This window comes from Pedobacter borealis DSM 19626, assembly GCF_000708285.2.
Classification (GTDB): Bacteria; Bacteroidota; Bacteroidia; order Sphingobacteriales; family Sphingobacteriaceae; genus Pedobacter; species Pedobacter borealis.
Genome location: NZ_JAUG01000030.1, coordinates 1 through 22209, shown reverse-complemented (window position 1 = coordinate 22209; position 22209 = coordinate 1). Strand labels below are relative to the sequence as shown.

Sequence of the window (22209 nt, the reverse complement as noted above, 5' to 3'; positions counted from 1 at the left end):
AAGGGATAAACAATAACATAAAAGATTGCCTCGTCGTGCCTCCTCGCAATGACGATTTTGTTATAACATAATAAAAATGAAATACTACCTCGTAGCCGGAGAAGCCTCAGGCGACTTACATGGCGCCAACTTAATGAAAGCCTTAAAAACTGAGGACGGCGAAGCTGTGTTCAGGTATTTCGGGGGTGATAAAATGCAGGCCGAAGGTGGCGAGTTGGTTAAACACTATGCCGATATGGCTTTTATGGGCTTTACCGAGGTAATTCTAAATTTAAGGACCATTTTCAGAAATCTTAAAGCCTGCAAGAACGATATTTTACAATGGAAGCCTGATGTGCTGATCCTGATCGATTTTCCGGGGTTTAATTTAAAAATTGCGGAGTTTGCAAAGGCCAATGGTATAAAAGTATGTTATTATATTTCGCCTAAAGTTTGGGCATGGAACCAGAAACGGGTGTTGAAAATCAAAAAGGTTGTCGACCATATGTTCTGCATCTTACCTTTCGAAGTAGATTTCTACAAAGAATGGGGCATGCAGGTAGATTATGTAGGCAACCCATTATTAGACGAAATTGCACAATTTACGCCAGATCTAAATTTTCGCGAAAACCATCAATTGGGAGATGGAAAAATTATCGCCTTGTTGCCAGGCAGCCGCAAGCAGGAAATAGAACGTTTATTGCCGGTGATGTTGAGCGTTACCGAAAACCATCCCAATTATATTTTCGCCATAGCAGCCGCACCAACCTTTACCGAAAGTTATTATCGCCAGTTTACGGGAGACAAAAAAGTTCATCTGCTTTTTAATAGTACCTATAATTTATTGCACCATGCCCATGCTGCAATTGTAGCTTCAGGAACAGCTACGCTAGAAACTGCTTTGTTTAAAGTGCCACAAGTGGTGGTTTATAAGGGCGGAACCATTTCAATTGCCATTGCACGGATGTTGGTGAAAATTAAGTTTATTTCATTGGTTAATCTTATTGTAAACAAGAAGATTGTAACCGAACTTATCCAGGAAGATTGTAACACCCAAAAAGTGAATGAAGAATTCAAAATTATCTTAACAGGAGCTGGCAGGAGTGAGATGTTAAAACATTATGATGAGTTGCTTTTACTCATGGGAAAACCCGGCGCTTCGGCAAAAACCGCCAGATTAATTATAACCTATTTGCACAAAACAATTCAACAGGATAGAGGGGCCTAATGATGAACTTTATTTACTTATACAGGATATTAATTTTGATACAAAAGACGCTTTAATGGCGCCTTTTGTTGTTTTAAGCTTTCATATTTACATTGCACCATCCTTTAACAAGTCTTTCTAAAACGATTAACATAAAAAATGTTAAATTGCGTCTTTATAATGGGCAAAAATTTAAAAGCTGCAATTTTTATTTAGCTTTGAATTGATTAACTTAAAGAAATCCAACCAGATGAAATCGCTTTCTATTAAAGATATAGCCGTAAAAGCAAATGTATCCATTACCACAGTTTCATTCATTATTAACGGTAAAGCAAAAGAGAAATCGATAAGCGAAGCAGTAATAGAGAAAGTTGAAAAAATTATCGAAGAAAGCGGTTATAAGCCTAATCAGATTGCAAGAAGCTTAAGAACTGGTAACTCCAATATCATCGGCTTAATTATCGAAGACATCTCCAATTCATTCTTCTCCAGGATTGCAAGGTTAATTGAAGATAAAGCCTATAAAAAAGGTTATAAAATTATTTATTCCAGTACAGAAAACAGCATCGACAAAGCAAAGGAACTGATCAACATGTTCAAATCGCGAAAAGTTGATGCCTATATCATTTCTCCAATAAAAGGAATAGAAGAAGATATTCAGATGCTTCTCGATGATGGAAACCCGGTAATCCTGTTCGATAGAAATTTACCGGAAATTAGTGCCAGCTACGTTGGAGCCGATCATTTTAATGCTTCATACGAATCAATACAGCATTTTATCGATCAAGGTAAAAAGAACATTGCCTTGGTTACTACTGATATCAATGTAGAGCAGATAATAGAACGTTATGATGGCTATAAAAAAGCATTAGAAGACAACGGAATCAAGTATGATGAGAACCTGGTTTTAAAGATCCATTTTAATCAGGAAGAAAGCGAAACCATTGCTCAGATTAAAGAACTCTTCGAAAATAAAAAAATTGACGCAGTATTATTTGCAACCAATTATTTGGCAATTAGTGGCTTAAAAGTGTTGAAAAAGATCAATAAGAAAATAGGCGACGACTTTGCTGTTATTGCATACGATGATCATGAAGCTTTCGAACTGCACACGCCTCGTATTTCAACAGTTCAACAACCACTCGAAGAAATTGCAGAAAATGTAATTAAGCTAATTCTTAAACAGCTATCGACCAAAACTAAAGTGGAGAACCAAGAGATCATTATTCCAGCTAAATTAATTATCAGGAATTAAATTAGGTAACTTAAATGTTACGTTAGGCTGTTTTAATATGGTTTTTATTTCTCTATTATTGAGCTAGTAAAACGTTTTACTAGTTCAGCCTTTTACAACTATAAAACTCAATTTAAACCAGCATAATCTTTCGCAGCTTATTTAAGCCAGGCATAAGATATTTAGCCGATAAATGGTAAAACGTTTTATGAACTGCAATGAAAACCAAATATTAATTATGAGAAAATTTTCTTTAGTAGCACTTTGTCTTTTTTTTAATTTAATTACAAAAGCACAAGATAAGGCACCCGCATATCCGTTAATTACACATGATGCATATTTTAGTATTTGGTCTTTCAACGATGGGCTTAACCAATCGGTAACTAAACATTGGACGGGCAAGGAGCAATCTTTACTGGGCATTATAAAAGTAGATGGTAAGTTTTATCGGTTTTTAGGCGAAGAAAGCAAAACCTTTAAAGAAATACTCCCGGCTGCCGATGTTTTAAAATACCAGGCCAGCTACAGTTTCGATACACCTGCAGCAGGTTGGGAAAATAACAGTTATAACAATAATAGCTGGAAAAAAGCCGAAGCCCCTTTTGGAGACGATAATTCTGCCAAAACAAAATGGAATAGCGACGATCTTTATTTTAGAAGGACCTTCGATGTAGACAATGTATCGGCCTCAAAAAAATACCTTAAACTCAATCATGACGATAATGTAATTGTTTATTTAAACGGTAAAATAATTTACAAAAAGAATGGATGGGTTTCTGATTATATTTATGTGCCAATTGAAGACGGAATCTTAAAAACAGGAAAAAATGTATTGGCCATACATTGTAAAAATACAGCTGGTGGCAGGCATTTAGATGCCGGGATTGTAGAAGAAGATGCAGACAATGTAAAAATTGCTCCCGTCACTCAAACCAATGTATCCATTCAAGCTACCACTACCAAATATACTTTTAGCTGTGGCCATGTAGAACTACAGGTAGCTTTTACCTCTCCATTATTACTCAATGATATTAAATTAACCGCCAGGCCAATCAGTTATATCAATTATACCGTAAAATCTACTGATGCCAAGCCGCATAGTGTTGATATTTTCTTTGGCGCATCATCAAATCTAGCTGTAAATACACCAAACCAAAGTGTATCGGCGTGGAAGCGTTCGAAAAACAATCTCTCCATCTTAAAAACAGGGACTGTAGAACAGCCAGTATTAAAGAAACGGGGCGATGATTTGCGTATCGATTGGGGCTATTTATACGTAGCCGTACCCGCCAGGTTTAATGCCACTCAATTTATTAGTACGCAGAACGAAAGCTTAAAAAGTTTCGTCGATTCCAAATACCCTATACAAACAGAGGTTTTAAATTCGAAAAGCCTGAACCTAAGCAGTATTATTCCTTTTGGTTCGGTTTCTTCAAGCCCGGTAGATAAATATATGATGTTGGGCTACGATGACCTAAAATCAGTTGAATACTTTGGCGAAAAGCTACAGCCCGTTTGGCGACAGACTGGTTCACAGCAATTCGAAGATCAGCTTGCCGAGGCGAATGCTCAATACCCTTCATTAAAAACCAAGTGTGCCATTTTTGATGCCAAACTATACACCGATGCCGAAAAAGCAGGTGGTAAAGAATATGCAGATATGTGTAAATTCGCTTATAGACAGGCTATTGCGGCGCACAAAATTGTATACGCACCAAATGGCGATATCCTGTTCCTATCGAAAGAAAATTTTAGTAATGGATCAATCAATACAGTGGATGTAACTTATCCATCAGCACCACAATTTTTAGTGTACAATCCCGAATTGCTAAAAGGAATGTTGAATGGCATTTTCTATTACTCAGAAAGCGGAAAATGGAAGAAACCATTTGCAGCACACGATTTAGGTACTTATCCTTTAGCCAACGGCCAAACCTATGGCGAAGATATGCCTGTAGAAGAAGCCGGCAATATGATCATCTTAACAGCTGCCATAACCAAAGCAGAAGGAAATGCAAAGTATGCCGAGAAACATTGGGAGGTAATGTCTGTATGGGCAAACTACCTGCTAAGGGAAGGTTTCGATCCGGCCAATCAATTATGTACGGACGATTTTGCTGGCCATTTGGCCCGGAATGCGAATTTATCGGTAAAAGCCATTGTAGCTTTAGGCGCTTACGCACAAATGGCCCAATTATTAGGCAAGGCCGATATAGCTACAAAATATAGAACAGCGGCCTTACAGATGGCCCAGAACTGGATGAAACTTGCCGATGATGGCGATCATTACGCTTTAACTTTTAATGATAAAAATACCTGGAGCCAGAAGTACAACCTCGTTTGGGACAAACTTTTAAAACTTGATCTTTTTCCTAAAGAAGTGTACAAAAAGGAAATTAACTTTTATTTAACCAAACAAAAAGATTTCGGATTACCATTGGACAGCCGTAGAACTTACACCAAATCTGACTGGATTATGTGGACAGCTACCTTGGCTGATAACCAAGCCGATTTTCAAAAATTTGTAAGTCCGATATATCGTTTTGCAACCGAAACGGAGAGTAAGGTGCCATTGAGCGACTGGCATGAAACTACCAATGGGAAAATGACAGGCTTTCAGGCGAGAAGTGTTGTTGGCGGTTATTTCATCAAAATGTTAGCCGATAAATGGAATATTAAATAACCATATCATCAGCGTTTGTAAGCTCAAAACTGCGCTCGCAAATGCTGCTTTTTTTAATACACAGCCTGGTTTTGGTTATATCAGCCGGAAAGAATAAACACACAAACAAATGAAATTTAAATTAATCGCATCCATTTTATGCTGCCTTGCTGCCAAAAGTTTACTGGCGCAGCAGAAAGATTGGGTTCACTACGTTAACACACTTCAGGGCACAAATTCTAAGCACGAACTTACCAGGGGGAATACCTATCCAACAACGGCACTGCCATTTGGCATGCACACCTGGACACCCCAAACCGGTAGAAATGGCGATGGTTGGAAATATCAATATTTTAAAGATAAAATCAGAGGCTTTCAGCAAGCGCATCAATGCAGTTCGTGGACGAGAGACTATGCGGTATTTTCTTTAATGCCAATGGTTGATGAACTGATAGTAAATGAAGATAAACGCGAAACTAAATTTAGTCATCAGGACGAGATTGCTAAACCAAACTATTATAAGGTAACATTCGAAAATGATATTATCACCGAAATTTCACCATCAGCACGTGGCGCACACCTCAGGTTCAGCTATCCAAAAGGCAAAAGAAGCTTTTTAGTTTTAGACGGATACAACAGATTAAGTGGTGTTCAGATCTATCCTAAAGAAAATAAAATAACGGGCTGGGTAAACAATGGCGAAGGTTTTAAAAGAGGTTGGAAAAGTTATTTCGTTATCCAGTTCGATCAACCGATTAAGTCTTACGGTACTTGGGAGAATAAACGTAATACCATTGCAAAAGATTCTATTTCAGCTGAAGGATTGGGAAAAGGTGCATTTGTACAGTTCGAATCTGGGACAAAAGTACAGGTAAAAACAGCTTCGTCTTATATCAGTTTACAACAGGCCGAACTCAATTTAAAAAGAGAGCTGGGCAATGATAAGACTTTAGAAGATACCAAAGCCCATGCTGCTGCAGTGTGGAATAAATCGCTTGGTAAGATAGAAGTAGAAGGCGGATCTAAAGCAGATATGGAAACTTTTTATTCTTGCTTTTTTAGGGCAAGCCTGTTCTCCAGAAAGTTTTATGAAATAAATGAAGCCGGAAAACCATATTACTTTAGTCCGTATGACGGTAAAGTGCATGATGGATATATGTTTACCGATACGGGTTTCTGGGATACCTTCCGTGCGCAATTTCCACTAAACACACTGGTGCAGCCAGAAATGCACGGTCGTTATATGCAGGCCATGCTCGATGCCTATGAGCAATGTGGTTGGTTGCCATCGTGGTCTTTTCCCAGCGAAGCTGGAAGTATGATTGGTAACCACGCTATTTCTTTGTTAACCGATGCCTGGGCAAAAGGAATCAGAACGTTTGATCCGAAAAAGGCGTTGGAGGCTTATTATCACGAAGCAATGAACAAGGGGCCTTGGGGCCCTGCAAATGGTAGGGATGGTGTAACAGAATATAATCAATTGGGTTATGTGCCTTACCCAAAATACAGAGAAGCTACAGCCAAAACACTAGAGTATGCGTACGATGACTATTGCGCTTACCATTTGGCAGAAATGATTGGAGATAAGCATTATATGAAGGTTTTTGAGAAACCCATGTTCAATTATAAAAATGTTTATGATCCTTCTACCCGTTTTATGAGGGGTAGGAACGCAGAGGGAAAATGGTCGCCAAATTTCGACCCAACGGAATGGGGAGGCCCGTTCACCGAAGGAAATGCCTGGCATTGGCAATGGTCAGTTTTTCAAGATACCAAAGGTTTAATTAATCTGATGGGAGGGAAGAACAATTTTATCGCCAAGCTCGATTCTGTTTTCAGCGAACCTAATAAAGTAAATGTGGGTTCGTATGGCGGGATGATCCATGAAATGACCGAAATGGTAATGGCCAACATGGGACAATATGCACACGGAAATCAACCCATACAGCATATGGTTTATTTATATAATTACGCCAACCAGCCCTGGAAAGCACAATTTTACGCCCGTAAGGTGATGCATAAACTGTACGATGCAACAGAAAATGGTTATCCTGGAGATGAAGACCAGGGGCAAACTTCTTCGTGGTATGTTTTAAGCGCACTAGGGTTTTACAGCGTAACGCCAGGTACTGGGGAGTACGTTTTAGGAAGCCCAATGTTTAAAAAAACGACTATTAATTTAGAAAACGGCAAAAAATTCGTGATTGAGGCACCCGCCAATAATGCTGCCAATGTTTATATAAAATCGGCAAGCTTAAATGGTAAAAATTATACCAAAAATTTTATAAACCATAGCGATTTGTTAAAAGGAGGGGTGTTAAAATTAGAGATGAATGTTAAACCTTCGTTAAATAGAGGGTTACTAGAAGAAGATAAACCATTTTCAATCAGTAAATAAATATTGAATTGCTACTTTTGGCGAATTAATTCAGAATAATAAAGAATAGATAAAATATATATATATAGAATGGAAAAGCCTGTTGCATTAGGTGTAGATATTGGCGGCTCGCATATTACGGCCGCATTGGTGGATTTGGAAACAAGAACTTTGGTGAAGGATTCTATCAAACGTAGCCCTGTGAATTCGCAGGAGAGTAAAGAAGTGATTTTATCGGCATGGTGCGCTATCATCAACAAGGCTTTTAAAAATATTAAAAACGGTGCCCGGAATGTTGGAATTGCCATGCCAGGCCCTTTTAATTATAGTGAAGGCATTTCATTAATTAAAGACCAGGATAAGTTTAAATCACTTTACCAGATCAATGTAAAAGAAGAATTGTCTAAAAGGTTGGATATCCCTGCAGAGAATATTCATTTTATAAACGATGCAGCAGGTTTTTTACAAGGTGAGGTTTTTGCTGGCGCTGCCAAAGGAAATGCCAGTGTGCTGGGCTTAACGCTCGGTACGGGCCTCGGCTCATCGCTTTGTCTCAATTATAAAGCTTTTGATGCTGACCTTTGGAACTCCGAATTTTTAGACGGAATTGCTGAAGATTACTTATCTACGCGCTGGTTCGTAAAACGTTTTAACCAGCTTAGCGGCAAAACGGTAGATGGCGTGAAAGAATTGGTGGAAATGGTAGAAACCGATCATTTTGCCACCCGGGTATTTATGGAATTTGGTTATAACCTCGCGCATTTCTTGATCCCTATTATTAAGAAACATAAAATAAATACTGTAATTGTTGGTGGTAATATTGCGCAATCTTTTAATGCTTTTGCACCCGAGTTGATCGCAACCTTAAAAGGTAACAACATCGACACGGAAATAAAAATATCCGAACTTAAAGAACATGCAGCGTTGATTGGTGCTGCAAGTTGCTGCGATTTAAGCTTAACCTAGTTTTACTATGACTGCAGGAACCTGTTTTAACAGATCAATCCTGCAGTTTCTTTATCTTGTTTTCTGATCCCCAAGATGGTTGATTTTAAAAGAATAATCAGAAAGATTATAATGTGTTTCAACTGTTCGCTTTCGCGCATAGTTTGCGAAAAAAGAAGAAATTAATTTTTCATCTCCCAGAATATACTTATTATTGTTTAATAAAACGTTTTAGTTTGTTTTTAAATGCCTTTTAGTTATTAAAGATCAAATACGTAGTGTAATCGTCACTTAAGTAAAATTTTTGATCATTTACTAAATCGTTTTACATATTATATTTAATTTGCAGAACTAAACACGCTAACCAAAATAAAATCCATCACAATAAAAATATAATCAGATGAAAAAAATATTTACTTTTTCAATCTTCCTAATGTTTGTTTCGGCTTTTTCAGCTCATTTAAAAGCACAGGAAATCACAAAGAAAAGTGGTTATACATTATCGTTCGAGAGCAATTTTAAGGAATTAGACCCTCAATTGAAGAAACGGTTAATCAAAACTTTTTTAGAAGTTTACCCAAAACTGGCCAAAGCGTATAATCCAGCTACCATAAAAGAAGTGAAATTTTTTGTAGATACAGCTTACAAAGGCGTGGCGGCAACTGCTGATGGTAAAGTAACTTTCAGTTCGATCTGGATGGTGAAACATCCTGAAGATATTGATGTAGTAACCCACGAGGTGATGCACATTGTACAGGATTATGGCCGGAGTGTTGGCCCTGGTTGGTTAACAGAAGGTATTGCCGATTATGCGCGCTATAAATTTGGCGTAGATAATGAAGGTGCCAAATGGTCGCTACCTGCTTTAAAGCCGGAACATAGTTATAAAAATAGCTACCGCATTACTGCAGGTTTTTTTGCCTGGATGGAGAAAAGTGTAAAACCGGGTATAATCAAAACGGTTGATGCTTCTTTAAGAGATCACACTTATACCAAAGATATCTGGACAAAATTAACGGGTAAAGATTTAGATGCGCTTTGGGCAGATTACGTTAAAAATTCTGAAGTTTAAAATAAATACCAGCATATAAAACACAAACACAACAAATGAAAAGATTATTTATCGCTTTATTGAGTGTTGCGGCATCAACCAGCTTCGCGCAAACAATAGGCAAAATTACAGATCCGGTAGATTGGATAAACCCATTGATGGGAACTGTATCCAAGCCATCATTATCTAACGGAAACACCTATCCGGCAATTGGTTTGCCATGGGGAATGAATATGTGGTCGCCACAAACCGGTAAAAACGGCGATGGATGGGCTTATGTTTACGATGCCGACAAAATCCGTGGCTTTAAACAAACACATCAGCCTTCGCCCTGGATGAACGATTACGGCGCTTTTTCTATTATGCCCGTTACTGGCAAATTAAAATTCACAGATGACGACCGTGCAAGCTGGTTCAGCCATAAAGCAGAGGTTTCTAAGCCATACTATTACAGTGTTTATTTAGCAGATGCTGATGTAACCACCGAAATTACCCCAACAGAACGCGCTGCCCAGTTCAGGTTTACCTTCCCTAAAACGGATAGCGCTTATGTGGTAGTAGATGCACAGGATAAAGGTTCTTACATTAAAATTATACCGGCAGAAAGAAAAATTATCGGTTATACCACTAAATATGCCCGTGGCCCACTGCCTAAAAATTTCAAAAATTACTTTGTAATCTATTTCAATAAAGATTTCAAGTTGGCTAAAACCTGGGATGATAAAAAACTTAACGATAAAGATTTAGAATTAACTGTAGATCATGCCGGTGCCGTTATTGGTTTTGCCACACAAAAAGGCGAGCAGGTAATTGCAAAAGTGGCTTCTTCATTTATCAGTTTTGAGCAGGCCGATTTGAACCTAAAAAGAGAATTGGCTAACGATGGTTTCGATGCTACGAAAGCAAAAGGTAGAGCAACCTGGAACAAAACCTTAAGTAAAATTTCGGTTGAAGGGGGTACAATTGATCAAACCCGTACTTTCTACTCAGCGATGTACCGTACTTTGTTCTTCCCCAATAAATTATATGAGATTGATGCGCAAAACCAGATTGTACACTGGAGTCCTTACAACGGACAGGTTTTACCAGGGTACATGTTCGCTGGAACAGGTTTCTGGGACACTTTTAGGGCATTATATCCTTTCTTAAACCTGGTTTATCCTTCAATCAACAAGGAAATGCAACAAGGCTTAATTAACGATTACAAAGAAGGCGGCTGGTTGCCAGAGTGGAGCAGTCCGGGTTATGCAAACATTATGGTGGGTAACAACTCTGCTTCGGTAGTTTCCGATGCTTATATTAAAGGTATGCGTGGTTACGATATTGAAACGTTATGGCAGGCCTTAAAACATGGCGCAAACAACGAGGGGCCTATGGAAGCCGTTGGCCGCGATGGTGTTAAATATTACAATGAACTGGGTTATGTGCCTTTCGATGTGAAAAAGAATGAAAATGCCGCTAAAACATTAGAGTATGCTTACGATGACTTTACCATTTATCAATTGGGAAGAGCTTTAGGCAAACCGGCTTCGGAGATCGATATTTATAAGAAAAGAGCAATGAACTACAAGAATCTTTTCGATCCGGCTTCGGGTTTAATGCGTGGCAAAAATCAGGATGGAACTTTCCAAAGCCCATTCAGCCCATTTAAATGGGGTGGTGCATTTACCGAAGGCAACAGCTGGCACTATACCTGGTCTGTTTTTCAGGATGTTGATGGCTTAGCCAAATTAATGGGTGGCCATAGTCAATTTGTAACCAAATTAGATTCTGTGTTCTCTATGCCTCCGGTATTTGATGAGAGTGCCTACGGTGGTGTAATTCACGAAATCCGCGAAATGCAGATTGCAAACATGGGTCAATACGCACATGGTAACCAACCGATCCAGCACATGATTTACCTGTATAACTACGGTGGTGCGCCTTATAAAACACAATATTGGGTAAGAGAAACCATGAACAGAATGTATAAACCTACTCCTGATGGATATTGCGGTGACGAAGATAACGGACAAACTTCTGCCTGGTACGTTTTTTCGGCAATGGGCTTCTATCCGGTAACACCAGCGGTTGATCAGTATGTTTTAGGTGCTCCTTTGTTTAAAAAGGTAACCATTACTTTAGAAAGTGGTAAAACCGTGGTGATTAATGCGGCAGCCAATAGCGATAACAACCGTTATGTTCAGTCGTTACAGATAAACGGTAAACCATATTCTAAAAACTGGATCAGCCACAGTGGTTTGCAAAAGGGTGCGGTGTTAAATTTCAATATGACAGCAACGCCGAATAAAACCAGAGGTTCAAATCCAGCTGATTTCCCTTATTCATTATCAACAGAAAAATAGAGAAAATAATTATCCATCGGGTAACGCAATTTATCCGATGGATTTTAAACGAAATTTTTAGCTTTAGGGTTAAAACTAATAAACTAAATATATGAACATCTCAAAGACGGGTTTTACAGCCATTTTCTGGCTTTGCGGAACCCTGTTGGCATTTGGCCAGCGTATTGATCTCAAAGATCTTTCAGCCTTTAAAAACCCTTCAAACTCATGGTCGCTCGCCCAAAATGTGGTGGCCGACCTAAACGTCGAAAATGTTTTAAAAACAACCAAAGGTGAAGGGATATTGATTAATCAATCTACAGCAAAAAAAGCGGGTTCTGATTTATATACCGTAAACGAATACGGTGATGTAGCAATAGAATTAGATTATTTAACTGCAAAAGGGACAAATTCTGGTATTTATCTTCAGGGTAATTACGAAATTCAGATAGATGATGCATGGGGGCTGAAAAATCCAAGTTCATCAAACAATGGTGGTATTTACCAACGTTGGGATGATAGCAAACCTGAAGCCGAAAAAGGGTTTGGAGGTGTTGCTCCCCGTCAAAATGCAAGTAAAGCGCCAGGTTTATGGCAGCACATTAAAATTATCTTCCAGGCACCAAAATTTGATGCATCAGGAAAGAAAACGCAAAATGCTAAAATCATCAGTGCAGAACTAAACGGTGTGTTGATTCACGAAAATGTGGAGCTATTTGGTGCAACCAGAGGAGCTGCAGGAGCTGAAAAAGCAAAAGGCCCCTTACGTTTACAGGGCGATCACGGTTCGGTAGCGTTCAGAAATATCCAGATTAACGAACTATCAGAAATCCCAAAACCAAACCAAAACGGTGGGGCAGATCCAATCTACATTGAAGCAGCAAGCAACAACATGATCAGAAGTTTTGTTGATGTTGCGCCAAGAGTACGTTCGGTACATGCTATCTCTGTAGGCGGACCAGAAAAAGTTGCTTATAGCTACGATTTAGATAATGGTACATTATTACAAGGATGGCATGGCGATTTTATCGATGCTACACCAATGTGGGATGGCCGTGGAAATGGTACCTCGCGTGCTTTGGGCAGTGTTACCCGTTTTACTAAAAAGCCAATTTTAGCCATTGCAAAATTAGCGAACGATCAGGATAAATGGATTGCTGATACTGCTGGTACTGGTTTCAGAACCAAAGGTTATATAATGGATAAACAAGACCGTCCGGAGTTTAAGTACATCATTAATGGAACAAATGTTACCGATGCCGTTAAGGTGATGGAAAATGGACAAGGTTTAACCAGAGAGATTGCTGTTGATAAGCCATCAAAAGGGCTATATTTCCTATTGGCCACCGCTTCTGATATAGAGGAAGTAGCCAAAGGTTTATACCTGATTGATGATAAATCTTACTATATACAACTTGCTGAAGGTTCTGCTAAACCAGTAATCAGAGCGGTTGATGGCAAGAAAGAAATTATCGTAGCTATTGGAACTAAGTTAAATTATACCATTTTGTTTTAATTGGAATGACAATGAGAAATACATTTAAAAAATTAGCAATACTGGCATTAAGTTTTAGCTTTACTACAGTTTTTGCACAAGAAACACCGAAAGAAGAAGATTTTTTCAAGATAAATAAAGTACGCGTACCCGAGGGCCCCATTTTAGAAGTTGGTGGTCTGATTACTTTGCCAAATGGCGACTTAGGCATTTCTACCCGTAGAGGAGAAGTGTACATTGTAGAAAACCCTACAAGTGCCAAGCCTTACTGGCGCAGATTTGCTTATGGTTTGCACGAAATCTTGGGCATCGCCTATAAAAATGGTGCATTATATGTGGCACAACGTGGCGAGCTGACCAAACTGGTTGATAAAGACCAGGATGGCAAAGCCGATGTGTACGAAACCATTTATGCGTGGCCGTTAAGTGGTCATTACCACGAATATAGTTTCGGACCGAAGTTAATGCCAGATGGTACTTTTATGGTTACCGCAAACGTGGCCTTTGGCGATGAAGAATGGTGGCGGGCCGAAAGCCGTGTACCAATGCGTGGTTGGGCCATGAACATTACTGAAGATGGTAAAATGAGTCCTTATGCTGCGGGTTTCCGTTCGCCGGCAGGGATTGGCAGTATTGATGGTCAGTTTTATTATACCGAAAACCAGGGTGACTGGGTAGGTTCAGGTGGTTTATGGAAAGTAAATAAAGGTGATTTTATGGGGCATCCAGCCAGTTTAAGATGGACCAATTTACCAAACTCTCCGGTTAAACTGCAGTCAGATTTCTTTTACTCGCAAATAGACGAGCGTAGAACCAAAAACGAACAAGGAAGATACATTAAACCAGAGAATAGGGTAAACGAAACATTCAAAACCTTATTCGAAATGAAGAAAGTATTCCCTGAATTACGTTTGCCATCGGTTTGGTTGCCTTATGGTATTTTGGGTATCTCTTCTGCAGAACCCGTTAAAATTCCTGCAAACACATTCGGCCCGTTTGCTGGTCAGATTTTAGTTGGCGATCAGGGAATGAGTATCATTTCGAGGATTTTTATGGAGACGGTGAAAGGTGAGGAACAAGGCGCTGCCTTCCTTTTCCGTAAAGGTTTCCGTTCAGGCGTATTGCGATTAGAGTGGGGTACTGATGGTTCGCTATTTGTTGGTGAAACCAACCGCGGTTGGGGATCGGCAGGTGATGCCAACGAGGGTTTAGAAAGACTGGTATACAATAATAAAACCCCTTTCGAAATGAAAGCCGTTAGGGCAATGTCTGATGGTTTTGAAGTGGAGTTTACCATGCCTGTTGATCGTAAATCGGCTGAAGATTTAGCTTCATATGATGCAGAAAGCTTTATTTACAAATATCACCCTGTGTATGGTTCACCTCCTGTAAACACAGAGAAATTAAAAATCTCTGGCGTTAAAGTTTCGGCAGATGGTTTAAAAGCCAGAATTATTGTACAAAACCTTCGTCAATATTATATTCATACCTTAACATTAGATGGTTTAAGATCTCAAGATGGTTTTTATTCTTTAGTTCATCCGGTAGCTTATTACACCTTGAACCAGATTCCTGATGGAAATAAACTTTCTGCCAGTGAAGTAAGTACCAAAAACTCGGCGGCACCAGTAAATGTCCCCGCTAAGAAAACAGCTGCACCAAAGGCAACAACTGGAAAAGCACCTGAAGCAAAAGGAGCGGCTACTCCGGCGAAGCCTACAACTACGGCTAAAGCACCTACCTTTAAAGAAGTTGAGGGTTTATTAACAAAAAATACTTGTCTGGCCTGCCACAATCAAACCAAAAGACAGATTGGCCCGCCATTCGTAGAAATTGCAAAACGTAAGTATTCAGCAGAGAAAATATTTCAGTTGATCCACAACCCACAACCACAAAATTGGCCGGGTTACTCCACAGAAATGCCTCCAATGCCGCAAGTAACTAAAGCAGAAGCTTTAAAAATTGCAGGATGGATAAATTCGTTAAATAAATAAGTGAGTTTAATTGTTAGGAAACGGTTGGTAGAAATACCAACCGTTTTTTTGTTATAAAAGAAATGGGGATTCCACTATTGCAGAATCCCCATCATCTAAATTAACGCTCTCATATACATAAACGCTATAAAAACGATTTATTGCATCAGTAGTGAATTTTTTTTCGTTTTTGCGATGTTTATCATTTAAACCTATTTTTACTTTATGGCTACTATAGATAAAACTCAACAAGATGCAGAAAAACTGACGGCTGCCGTGGCTGCAGTAAAATTTGTTAATGATGGTGATGTAGTAGGTTTAGGTACGGGATCTACCACGACTTTTGCCATTAAAGAATTAGGTAAACGTGTAAAAGATGGGCTAAAGATAAAAGCTGCTGCAAGTTCCATCCGAACAGAAGAACTCGCAAAATCTCTGGGCATCGAAATTCTTGATCTCGGGCATTTAAGCAAAATTGATATCAGTATCGATGGAGCCGACGAATTTACAGAATCACTCGATCTGATTAAAGGCGGAGGCGGGGCATTGTTTAGAGAAAAGATAATTGCCTCACTGAGTAGAAATGCCATTATCATTACCGATGCTTCTAAAAAAGTTAAAAAATTGGGTGCTTTTACTGTTCCTGTTGAGGTAATTCCATTGGCCTATCAATATGTTTTCGATCAGATTAATAAGCTTGGTGGAAAGGGTATATTAAGGTCTGTAGCTAACAAAACATTTATTACCGACAATGGTAACCTGATTATCGACGCCGATTTTGGCCTCATTGATGATCCTGCAAAACTATCTGCTAACCTGAACCAGATTAACGGATTATTGGCTCATGGATTATTCATTAACGTCACGTCAAAAGTAATTATGAGCGAAGGAACTGATATTATCATTTTCGAATGATAGCTGGTTCACTGGTTTATTAGTCATTGGTTTATTTGTGCCCCTCATTTCGTCATTGCTAGCAGGAATGATGACACAATCTTAAGAATTGAGATCATTTCTCTTAATTATCTTAACTTCTTCATGGTGATCCAAATTTTTAACATTAAGGAGCTAAGAAAATTAAGTTTTAATTCCGTCTTCTTAGTGTTTACGCAGCAAAACTGACATTTTCACCGATAAATCCCCCTTCCCTTAAATTCTCATAATTTTTTTACCGACAGTTTTATTTCACTCACCGATAAAACATCGCAACTGAGGGAAAAGCCATTCCCCGGCATTGGTATTCGTGATACATTTGAATCATAAAAACAAACAGTCATGGAAAATTTAATCAAAAAAAATCACGCAGATAAACAATTTGGTTTAGGTGTTTTAATCATAGCAATCGGTTCAGTGTTCTTGTTAAGAAACTCTGGTATAGATGTTCCATACTGGATATTGAAATGGCACACCATCATGTTAGGCGTAGGTTTGTGGATAGGTTACCGCAAAAACTTCCAGGGCAGCAGTTGGTTAGCCTTAACTATAATAGGTGGTTTATTCACCCTTAAAGCGATCACTATTTTTGATTTCGATCTGTCAAGAATCAGTACAGCTTTAATACTAATCGGATTAGGATTGTATGTAATTCTAAAACCTAAAAAAGTGCAAAACTTCGATCAGTATTTTGAAAAGAAACCAGTTGATTTTACTGATAAAGAAAACTAAAATTCTTAACTCCATCATATATCTTAAAAAGGGACATTTTTTAACAATGCCCCTTTTTTTATTTGAAACAAATGTGTCTAAAATGCATGATAGATTATTTAGCTACTTTACCTTCATTTCGACTGAAGTGAAGCGGAACGGAGAAATCTGTTCAAGAGATCCTTCGACTACTACCATTGATAGACTTTCAATAAAAAGCATCGTCATCTCCTGGAGCGCAGCGAAATGGAGAGATCTATCTAGGCAGATTTCTCCATTTCGCTGCGCTCCGCTACCATTGACAGACTCCAATAGGATGGTCGTCATTGCGAGAAACGAAGCAATCTTAATGCGCACGCTGGTAGCGATCGTTGTAAGATTGCTTCGTCGGCTGAAAGAGCCTTCTCGTAATGACGATTCTTCGCAGCCTACCACTGCAAAAAAAAAGCTTCTGTGTCATTTATATTGATTTTTATACAATTAATTATCCCTCAGAATGACAAACAAAAAAGAAACGGGGATTCCACCCTTAGGCAGTATCCCCGTCATCTAAATTAACGCTCTCACATACATAAACGCTGTAAATAAAATATATTGTGTGCAGCTTATTTTTTTTCTATAAATGAGTTAAACCTGCAAAACAGATACGGCTTTATGGTATTTGTTCCGGTACTCAATCGGTGTTAAACCTGTAATTTTTTTGAAAACATCTCTAAACGATTTTGTGTCTGTATAACCTACATCAAACATCACCTCAGTTATGTTTTTTCTGCTCGATTCGAAACTTCGCTTGGCAGCCTCAATTTTAACCCTTTGAATGTATTCGATTACTGTATTTTTGGTTGCACTTTTAAATCTCCGCTCAAAACTTCTTCTACCCAATGCCAGCATATCGGCCAGTTGATCTACCGTAATCCGATCCTGGTAATTGCCATCAATAAATTCCTGCGCCTTTTTGATTTTTGCATCTTCATGCCCCTTCTGTCCTTGAAACATCATAAAAGCCAGCTGACTCTCGCGGTCGATATCAATAGCGAAGTATTTTGCCGCTAAAATGGCGGTATCCCTATCTGTATGTTTTTCAACCAGGTATAAAAGCAAGTTCCAGTAAGAGTTTGCACCACCGCTAGAATATAAACCCTGTGCATCGGTAATAATACTACCATCAACCAGCTCTACTTCAGGAAACATCTCTCTAAACTGGTTGGCAAAAAGCCAATGCGTAGAACATTTCCGTCCATCTAACAAGCCGGTTGCAGCCAGTAAAAAAGCACCCATGCAGAGCGAAGCTACTTCTGCACCTTTAGCATGATGTTTTATAATCCAGGGTAGTAGATCCTGGTTAGCTTCCATCGCATAACCTATATTGCCGCTAATGGCTGGTACAAATATAAGATCGGTATGCTCAACCTCATGCAACAACTTATCAGCATGCACCGAAAAAAGGCTATTGTTCAACCTCACCTCTTTCGTCATCCCTATAAGCTCAACTTTAAAAAGCGGGAGTTTGCCCGATGCCTGTAAAAACTCGTTAACAGCGGTAAATAGATAGCGGGGATCTGCAATGGCTTCAATCACGGCAGTCTCTGGAATTAAGATAGATACATGTTTCATAATTCAAATATAACGAGGTTATTTGTCGTAAACAACCCCCGCAATTGTCGTTTCCACATATTTAGCTTGTTAATTTCTGCCCGTATGTTTGTGTTGTTAATCGTTTACAGTTGAATCTTTAAAGCGGTAATGCCGATAATGACAATGGAAGAGTATATTTTAAATGAGGATATTAAGGTAATGTGTATTACTGCCGAATCTTTCCCAAACGGAGTTTTAGCGGCACATCAAAAACTTCATGCCCTGTTTCCACTTGATAAGCAACGCAGGTATTTTGGAATAAGCAGGCCTAACGAAAAACGGGAGATCATTTATAAGGCTGCCGTCGAAGAAATAACAGCTGGCGAGGCTGAGAAATTTGATGTCGAAGCCTTTACCATAAAGAAAGGAACATTTATTAGTGAATTGATTCCCGATTTTATGAAAGATGTTAGCCAGATTGGGAAGACCTTTGAAAAATTGCTCAAACAGCCTAACATCGACCCAAACGGCTATTGCCTTGAAATGTATATTAATGAAACCGATGTGCGCTTAATGGTAGGCATCAAAAAATAAAATCAATTGGCAAGTATAAATTCATATCTCACTTTTAACGGCAACTGCCGTGAAGCAATGACTTTTTATCAGGATTGTTTGGGGGGAGAATTGACCCTCGAAACCATTGGAGGATCGGTTATTGTTGATAAAATGCCCAATATAATGAGGCGGAGTATTATGCATGCTGTTTTGGCTAAAGATGATTTGGTGATTATGGCAACAGATATGGTAGAAGAACGCGGATTAATTAAGGGAAATTCGATTGCTATGATGCTGAATTGTAATTCGGAAGAAGAGGCCCAGGCTTTTTACCGTAAACTTTCAGCAGGAGGGAAGGCCTCGCATCCATTACAGGAAACATTTTGGGGAGCACTTTTTGGCGATTTAACAGATCGCTTTGGGAATAACTGGTTAATAAACTACGATAAAAACAAATAAATATGAAGAAGCTAAAAACATGGTATTGGATTGCCACCATTATTTTTGCATTAATGATGATTATGGATGGCGTTGGCGGAATTACTCAACAGGAAGCAGGGAAAGAAGTGCTTAAACACCTCGGTTACCCGATGTATCTGCTCATCATTGTTGGCATTGCAAAACTGCTTGGGGCGGCATCCATCCTTCAAAATAAATTTAAAACCATTAAAGAATGGGCCTATGCAGGTTTTGCTATTAATTTTATTGGCGCCTTTGCCTCCAGGGCATTTGTTGGCGATGGCATATCGCTTTTAATCCCGCCACTTATTGCCCTGGTAATTATGTTTATCCCATACATTTTGTGGAAGAAACTGGCATCAAATGTTAAAATTAGTTAAAACTAAACGGCTAGTTTAGGTTGCGGCTTTTCAGAACCAAATATTGTTAACTTTGGGTATTGTAAACAACCAAACACAATACATGAACCATCATGATTTTTTAGATCCAGAAAAGGATTAATCATGAAGTCTCATTACCATTAAAACAAAACACGGATGAAAAAAAGCCTTTTATTTATAATTGCTTTATTATTTACAACTACAGCATTTTCTCAAAATGTGATCCAGCTGTTCAACGGTGCAAACGACTTTTTTAAACTGTTGCAGGAAGAGAAATTTAAAGATGCCCACGCTTTCTTTGATGATACTTTAAAAACGAAGTTAACGGAAGAAAGTTTAAAGAAACTTTGGGGAGATATTGGAACAAAATATGGAAAGGCAGAATCGTTAGATGCCGTTCAAAGTAAAGCTCAGGGCGAGTTTTTCGCAGTAACGGTAGAAGGTAAATTTGCCAACGGTGATCAGAACTTTATTTTAGGTTTTAATAAACAACAGAAAATTGTCGGAATCTTCCTCGCGCCATCTCGAAAAGCGGCCGCTTATTTAAAACCAACCTATGTTGATACCAGTTTATATAAAGAAAAGTCGGTATATATTGGTCCGGCAGGAAAACAATTGGCAGCAATTATCACCACGCCAAAAAATGCCAAAAATTTCCCTATAGTGGTTTTTGTACATGGCTCTGGTCCGGCAGATATGGATGAAACAGTTGGTGCGAATAAACCCTTTAAAGATTTGGCTGGTGGTTTAGCCTCCAAAGGCATTGCTTCTGTTCGTTATGTAAAACGGACCTTAATCTACCCTAATGAATTTAATAAAGCGTTTACAGTAAAAGAAGAGGTATTGGATGATGCAACTGCAGCTATTGCACTCGCAAAAACTGTTGTTGGCGCTAATCCTAAAGCTGTTTATGTATTCGGCCATAGTTTAGGCGGAATGCTGGCACCTAAAATGGCTACCATTACACCTGATTTAGCAGGAATTATTTTGGCAGCAACACCTGCCAGAAAACTAACAGATATTATTGTTGATCAGAATAAGTATATGTTCGATCAGGTTAACGATACAACAGCTGCCTTTAAAAAACAACTGGCAGATGCTTACGTGGAAATTGATAAAAGCAGAATTTCGCAGTTGGGAACTACCATAAAGCCTGATTCTTTAATTTTAGGACTGCCTGCAAAATATTGGACAGATTTAAATACCTACAATCAGGTTGCTGTAGCAAAAAGCCTTTCGAAACCGAAAATATACGTATTGCAGGGCGGTAATGATTTTCAGGTGGGCAAAGTAGATTTTGATTTATGGAATGCTGCCTTAAGTAAAAAGAAAAATGTGGTGCTTAAATTTTACCCAGACTTAAACCACCTGCTAAGTTCTCAAACCGAAAAGGGTACAATGGCCCAGTATCAAGCAGCGGTAAGCGTATCCGAAACTTTAGTTAACGATATTGCCTCATGGATTAAGGCCAAATAATACAAATTATCTAATCGATAAAGAATGAAGCTCCGATAAAAATTCGGAGCTTTTTTTTGTGCATTTGGTTTCTTTACATCCTGTATTCGCCTCATTAATTAACAAACAATTCAAAATATGAGCGGTTTAAGTTTAGAGCATTTCATCTTAAATCGTTTGTTATGGCAAAGAATAAAATCACTTTAAAAGGAATATGGGGCATTTTAAAAGCATCGTTTACAGGATTTAATGATCATAAAGTAACGAAACTTAGTGGCTCATTAGCCTATTATACGGTGTTTTCCATGGCGCCACTGCTCGTGGTTATTATTTCTTTGTGCGGTATATTTTTAGGGAGAGAAATAGCCGAAGGACAGGTTTATGCCCAGCTTGAGGGATTTTTAGGTAGAGAATCGGCCGTTTCCTTACAGCAGTTAATCAAGAATGCTTATTTGGATGGAAAAAGTACCATCGCTTTAATTATCGGTATCATAACCCTATTAATTGGGCCAACTACCGTTTTTGGCGATATTCAGGATTCTATTAATACCATATGGGGTTTAAAACCGAAGCCGAAAAGAGGGTGGGTGAAGCTGTTGCAAAACCGTTTCCTATCGTTTTCTGTAATTATCAGTTTAGGTTTTGTACTGCTGGTTTCGCTAGCGGTTACATCTGTACTCGATGCCTTTAGTGATCGCTTGCAGGCCCGTTTTGCCGAAATATCTGTTATAACCTGAGTTCGATAATTATTTGCTGAAAATTATATCTTATTTACGCCTAATCCCGCTTTATCGTCCTGCTGAATTTATTTCAGCATCTTTTTAGCGTGAAAGACCCTGAAATAAATTCAGGGTGACGACCGTCTTAACAGAAAACTTGATTAAAACGCCACAA

General features: G+C 38.7%; 17 protein-coding genes. 16 read left to right on the top strand and 1 reads right to left on the bottom strand.

Features of this window, described 5'->3' with window-relative positions; translation table 11 throughout:
* The first annotated feature begins 76 nt into the window (after positions 1-76).
* The 11 genes from lpxB (at position 77) to AW17_RS10540 (ending at position 16912) form a co-directional block, all read left to right on the top strand.
* Positions 77-1207 (top strand): lipid-A-disaccharide synthase, encoded by a 1131-nt coding sequence (gene lpxB / locus AW17_RS10590; protein WP_029276188.1) that lies wholly within the window; start codon positions 77-79, stop codon positions 1205-1207.
* Between the two features lie 229 nt (positions 1208-1436).
* Complete coding sequence (locus AW17_RS10585; protein WP_029276187.1) at positions 1437-2441, top strand: LacI family DNA-binding transcriptional regulator; 1005 nt, start codon at positions 1437-1439, stop codon at positions 2439-2441.
* A 217-nt stretch (positions 2442-2658) separates the two neighbouring features.
* The gene (locus AW17_RS10580) at positions 2659-5103 is read left to right on the top strand and encodes a glutaminase family protein (RefSeq protein ID WP_029276186.1); all 2445 of its coding nucleotides are present in this window, start codon (positions 2659-2661) and stop codon (positions 5101-5103) included.
* Positions 5104-5212: 109 nt separating this feature from the next.
* Positions 5213-7480, top strand: coding sequence for a GH92 family glycosyl hydrolase (locus tag AW17_RS10575; RefSeq protein WP_029276185.1), 2268 nt, complete (start codon positions 5213-5215; stop codon positions 7478-7480).
* Positions 7481-7549: 69 nt separating this feature from the next.
* The gene (locus AW17_RS10570) at positions 7550-8425 is read left to right on the top strand and encodes an ROK family protein (protein WP_029276184.1); all 876 of its coding nucleotides are present in this window, start codon (positions 7550-7552) and stop codon (positions 8423-8425) included.
* Between the two features lie 379 nt (positions 8426-8804).
* A complete protein-coding gene (locus AW17_RS10565; protein WP_029276183.1) occupies positions 8805-9476 on the top strand; it encodes a basic secretory protein-like protein in 672 nt (223 codons plus the stop codon).
* 35 nt (positions 9477-9511) lie between these two features.
* Positions 9512-11800 (top strand): GH92 family glycosyl hydrolase, encoded by a 2289-nt coding sequence (locus AW17_RS10560; protein WP_029276182.1) that lies wholly within the window; start codon positions 9512-9514, stop codon positions 11798-11800.
* Positions 11801-11891: 91 nt separating this feature from the next.
* Positions 11892-13295, top strand: coding sequence for a 3-keto-disaccharide hydrolase (locus AW17_RS10555; protein ID WP_029276181.1), 1404 nt, complete (start codon positions 11892-11894; stop codon positions 13293-13295).
* A gap of 11 nt (positions 13296-13306) precedes the next feature.
* Positions 13307-15268: a membrane protein gene (locus tag AW17_RS10550; RefSeq protein ID WP_029276180.1), complete on the top strand. Its 1962-nt coding sequence runs from the start codon at positions 13307-13309 to the stop codon at positions 15266-15268.
* Positions 15269-15472: 204 nt separating this feature from the next.
* A complete protein-coding gene (rpiA, locus tag AW17_RS10545; protein ID WP_029276179.1) occupies positions 15473-16162 on the top strand; it encodes a ribose-5-phosphate isomerase RpiA in 690 nt (229 codons plus the stop codon).
* Between the two features lie 360 nt (positions 16163-16522).
* Positions 16523-16912 (top strand): LiaF transmembrane domain-containing protein, encoded by a 390-nt coding sequence (locus tag AW17_RS10540; RefSeq protein WP_029276178.1) that lies wholly within the window; start codon positions 16523-16525, stop codon positions 16910-16912.
* A 606-nt stretch (positions 16913-17518) separates the two neighbouring features.
* Here the strand turns inward: AW17_RS10540 and AW17_RS10530 are convergent.
* Complete coding sequence (locus tag AW17_RS10530) at positions 17519-18505, bottom strand: GlxA family transcriptional regulator (RefSeq protein WP_029276175.1); 987 nt, start codon at positions 18503-18505, stop codon at positions 17519-17521.
* Between the two features lie 144 nt (positions 18506-18649).
* Here AW17_RS10530 and AW17_RS10525 point away from each other — a divergent pair, with 144 nt between their 5' ends.
* The 5 genes from AW17_RS10525 (at position 18650) to AW17_RS10505 (ending at position 22052) form a co-directional block, all read left to right on the top strand.
* Entirely contained in the window at positions 18650-19060 is a 411-nt protein-coding gene (locus AW17_RS10525) for a hypothetical protein (protein ID WP_029276173.1), read from the top strand.
* Between the two features lie 6 nt (positions 19061-19066).
* Positions 19067-19480: a VOC family protein gene (locus tag AW17_RS10520; RefSeq protein WP_029276171.1), complete on the top strand. Its 414-nt coding sequence runs from the start codon at positions 19067-19069 to the stop codon at positions 19478-19480.
* A 2-nt stretch (positions 19481-19482) separates the two neighbouring features.
* Positions 19483-19860, top strand: coding sequence for a DoxX family protein (locus AW17_RS10515; RefSeq protein ID WP_029276169.1), 378 nt, complete (start codon positions 19483-19485; stop codon positions 19858-19860).
* A 156-nt stretch (positions 19861-20016) separates the two neighbouring features.
* The gene (locus AW17_RS10510; RefSeq protein ID WP_029276168.1) at positions 20017-21336 is read left to right on the top strand and encodes an alpha/beta hydrolase; all 1320 of its coding nucleotides are present in this window, start codon (positions 20017-20019) and stop codon (positions 21334-21336) included.
* A gap of 161 nt (positions 21337-21497) precedes the next feature.
* Positions 21498-22052, top strand: a complete 555-nt coding sequence (locus AW17_RS10505) for a YihY/virulence factor BrkB family protein (RefSeq protein ID WP_083488679.1) — start codon at positions 21498-21500, stop codon at positions 22050-22052.
* The last annotated feature ends 157 nt before the right edge of the window (positions 22053-22209 follow it).

Excerpts from the sequence above, each read along its gene's own strand:
- lpxB (WP_029276188.1), top strand. The coding sequence starts at position 77 with ATGAAATACTACCTCGTAGCCGGAGAAGCCTCAGGCGACTTACATGGC.
- AW17_RS10585 (WP_029276187.1), top strand. The coding sequence starts at position 1,437 with ATGAAATCGCTTTCTATTAAAGATATAGCCGTAAAAGCAAATGTATCC.
- AW17_RS10580 (WP_029276186.1), top strand. The coding sequence starts at position 2,659 with ATGAGAAAATTTTCTTTAGTAGCACTTTGTCTTTTTTTTAATTTAATT.
- AW17_RS10575 (WP_029276185.1), top strand. The coding sequence starts at position 5,213 with ATGAAATTTAAATTAATCGCATCCATTTTATGCTGCCTTGCTGCCAAA.
- AW17_RS10570 (WP_029276184.1), top strand. The coding sequence starts at position 7,550 with ATGGAAAAGCCTGTTGCATTAGGTGTAGATATTGGCGGCTCGCATATT.
- AW17_RS10565 (WP_029276183.1), top strand. The coding sequence starts at position 8,805 with ATGAAAAAAATATTTACTTTTTCAATCTTCCTAATGTTTGTTTCGGCT.
- AW17_RS10560 (WP_029276182.1), top strand. The coding sequence starts at position 9,512 with ATGAAAAGATTATTTATCGCTTTATTGAGTGTTGCGGCATCAACCAGC.
- AW17_RS10555 (WP_029276181.1), top strand. The coding sequence starts at position 11,892 with ATGAACATCTCAAAGACGGGTTTTACAGCCATTTTCTGGCTTTGCGGA.
- AW17_RS10550 (WP_029276180.1), top strand. The coding sequence starts at position 13,307 with ATGAGAAATACATTTAAAAAATTAGCAATACTGGCATTAAGTTTTAGC.
- rpiA (WP_029276179.1), top strand. The coding sequence starts at position 15,473 with ATGGCTACTATAGATAAAACTCAACAAGATGCAGAAAAACTGACGGCT.
- AW17_RS10540 (WP_029276178.1), top strand. The coding sequence starts at position 16,523 with ATGGAAAATTTAATCAAAAAAAATCACGCAGATAAACAATTTGGTTTA.
- AW17_RS10530 (WP_029276175.1), bottom strand. The coding sequence starts at position 18,505 with ATGAAACATGTATCTATCTTAATTCCAGAGACTGCCGTGATTGAAGCC.
- AW17_RS10525 (WP_029276173.1), top strand. The coding sequence starts at position 18,650 with ATGGAAGAGTATATTTTAAATGAGGATATTAAGGTAATGTGTATTACT.
- AW17_RS10515 (WP_029276169.1), top strand. The coding sequence starts at position 19,483 with ATGAAGAAGCTAAAAACATGGTATTGGATTGCCACCATTATTTTTGCA.
- AW17_RS10510 (WP_029276168.1), top strand. The coding sequence starts at position 20,017 with ATGAAAAAAAGCCTTTTATTTATAATTGCTTTATTATTTACAACTACA.
- AW17_RS10505 (WP_083488679.1), top strand. The coding sequence starts at position 21,498 with ATGGCAAAGAATAAAATCACTTTAAAAGGAATATGGGGCATTTTAAAA.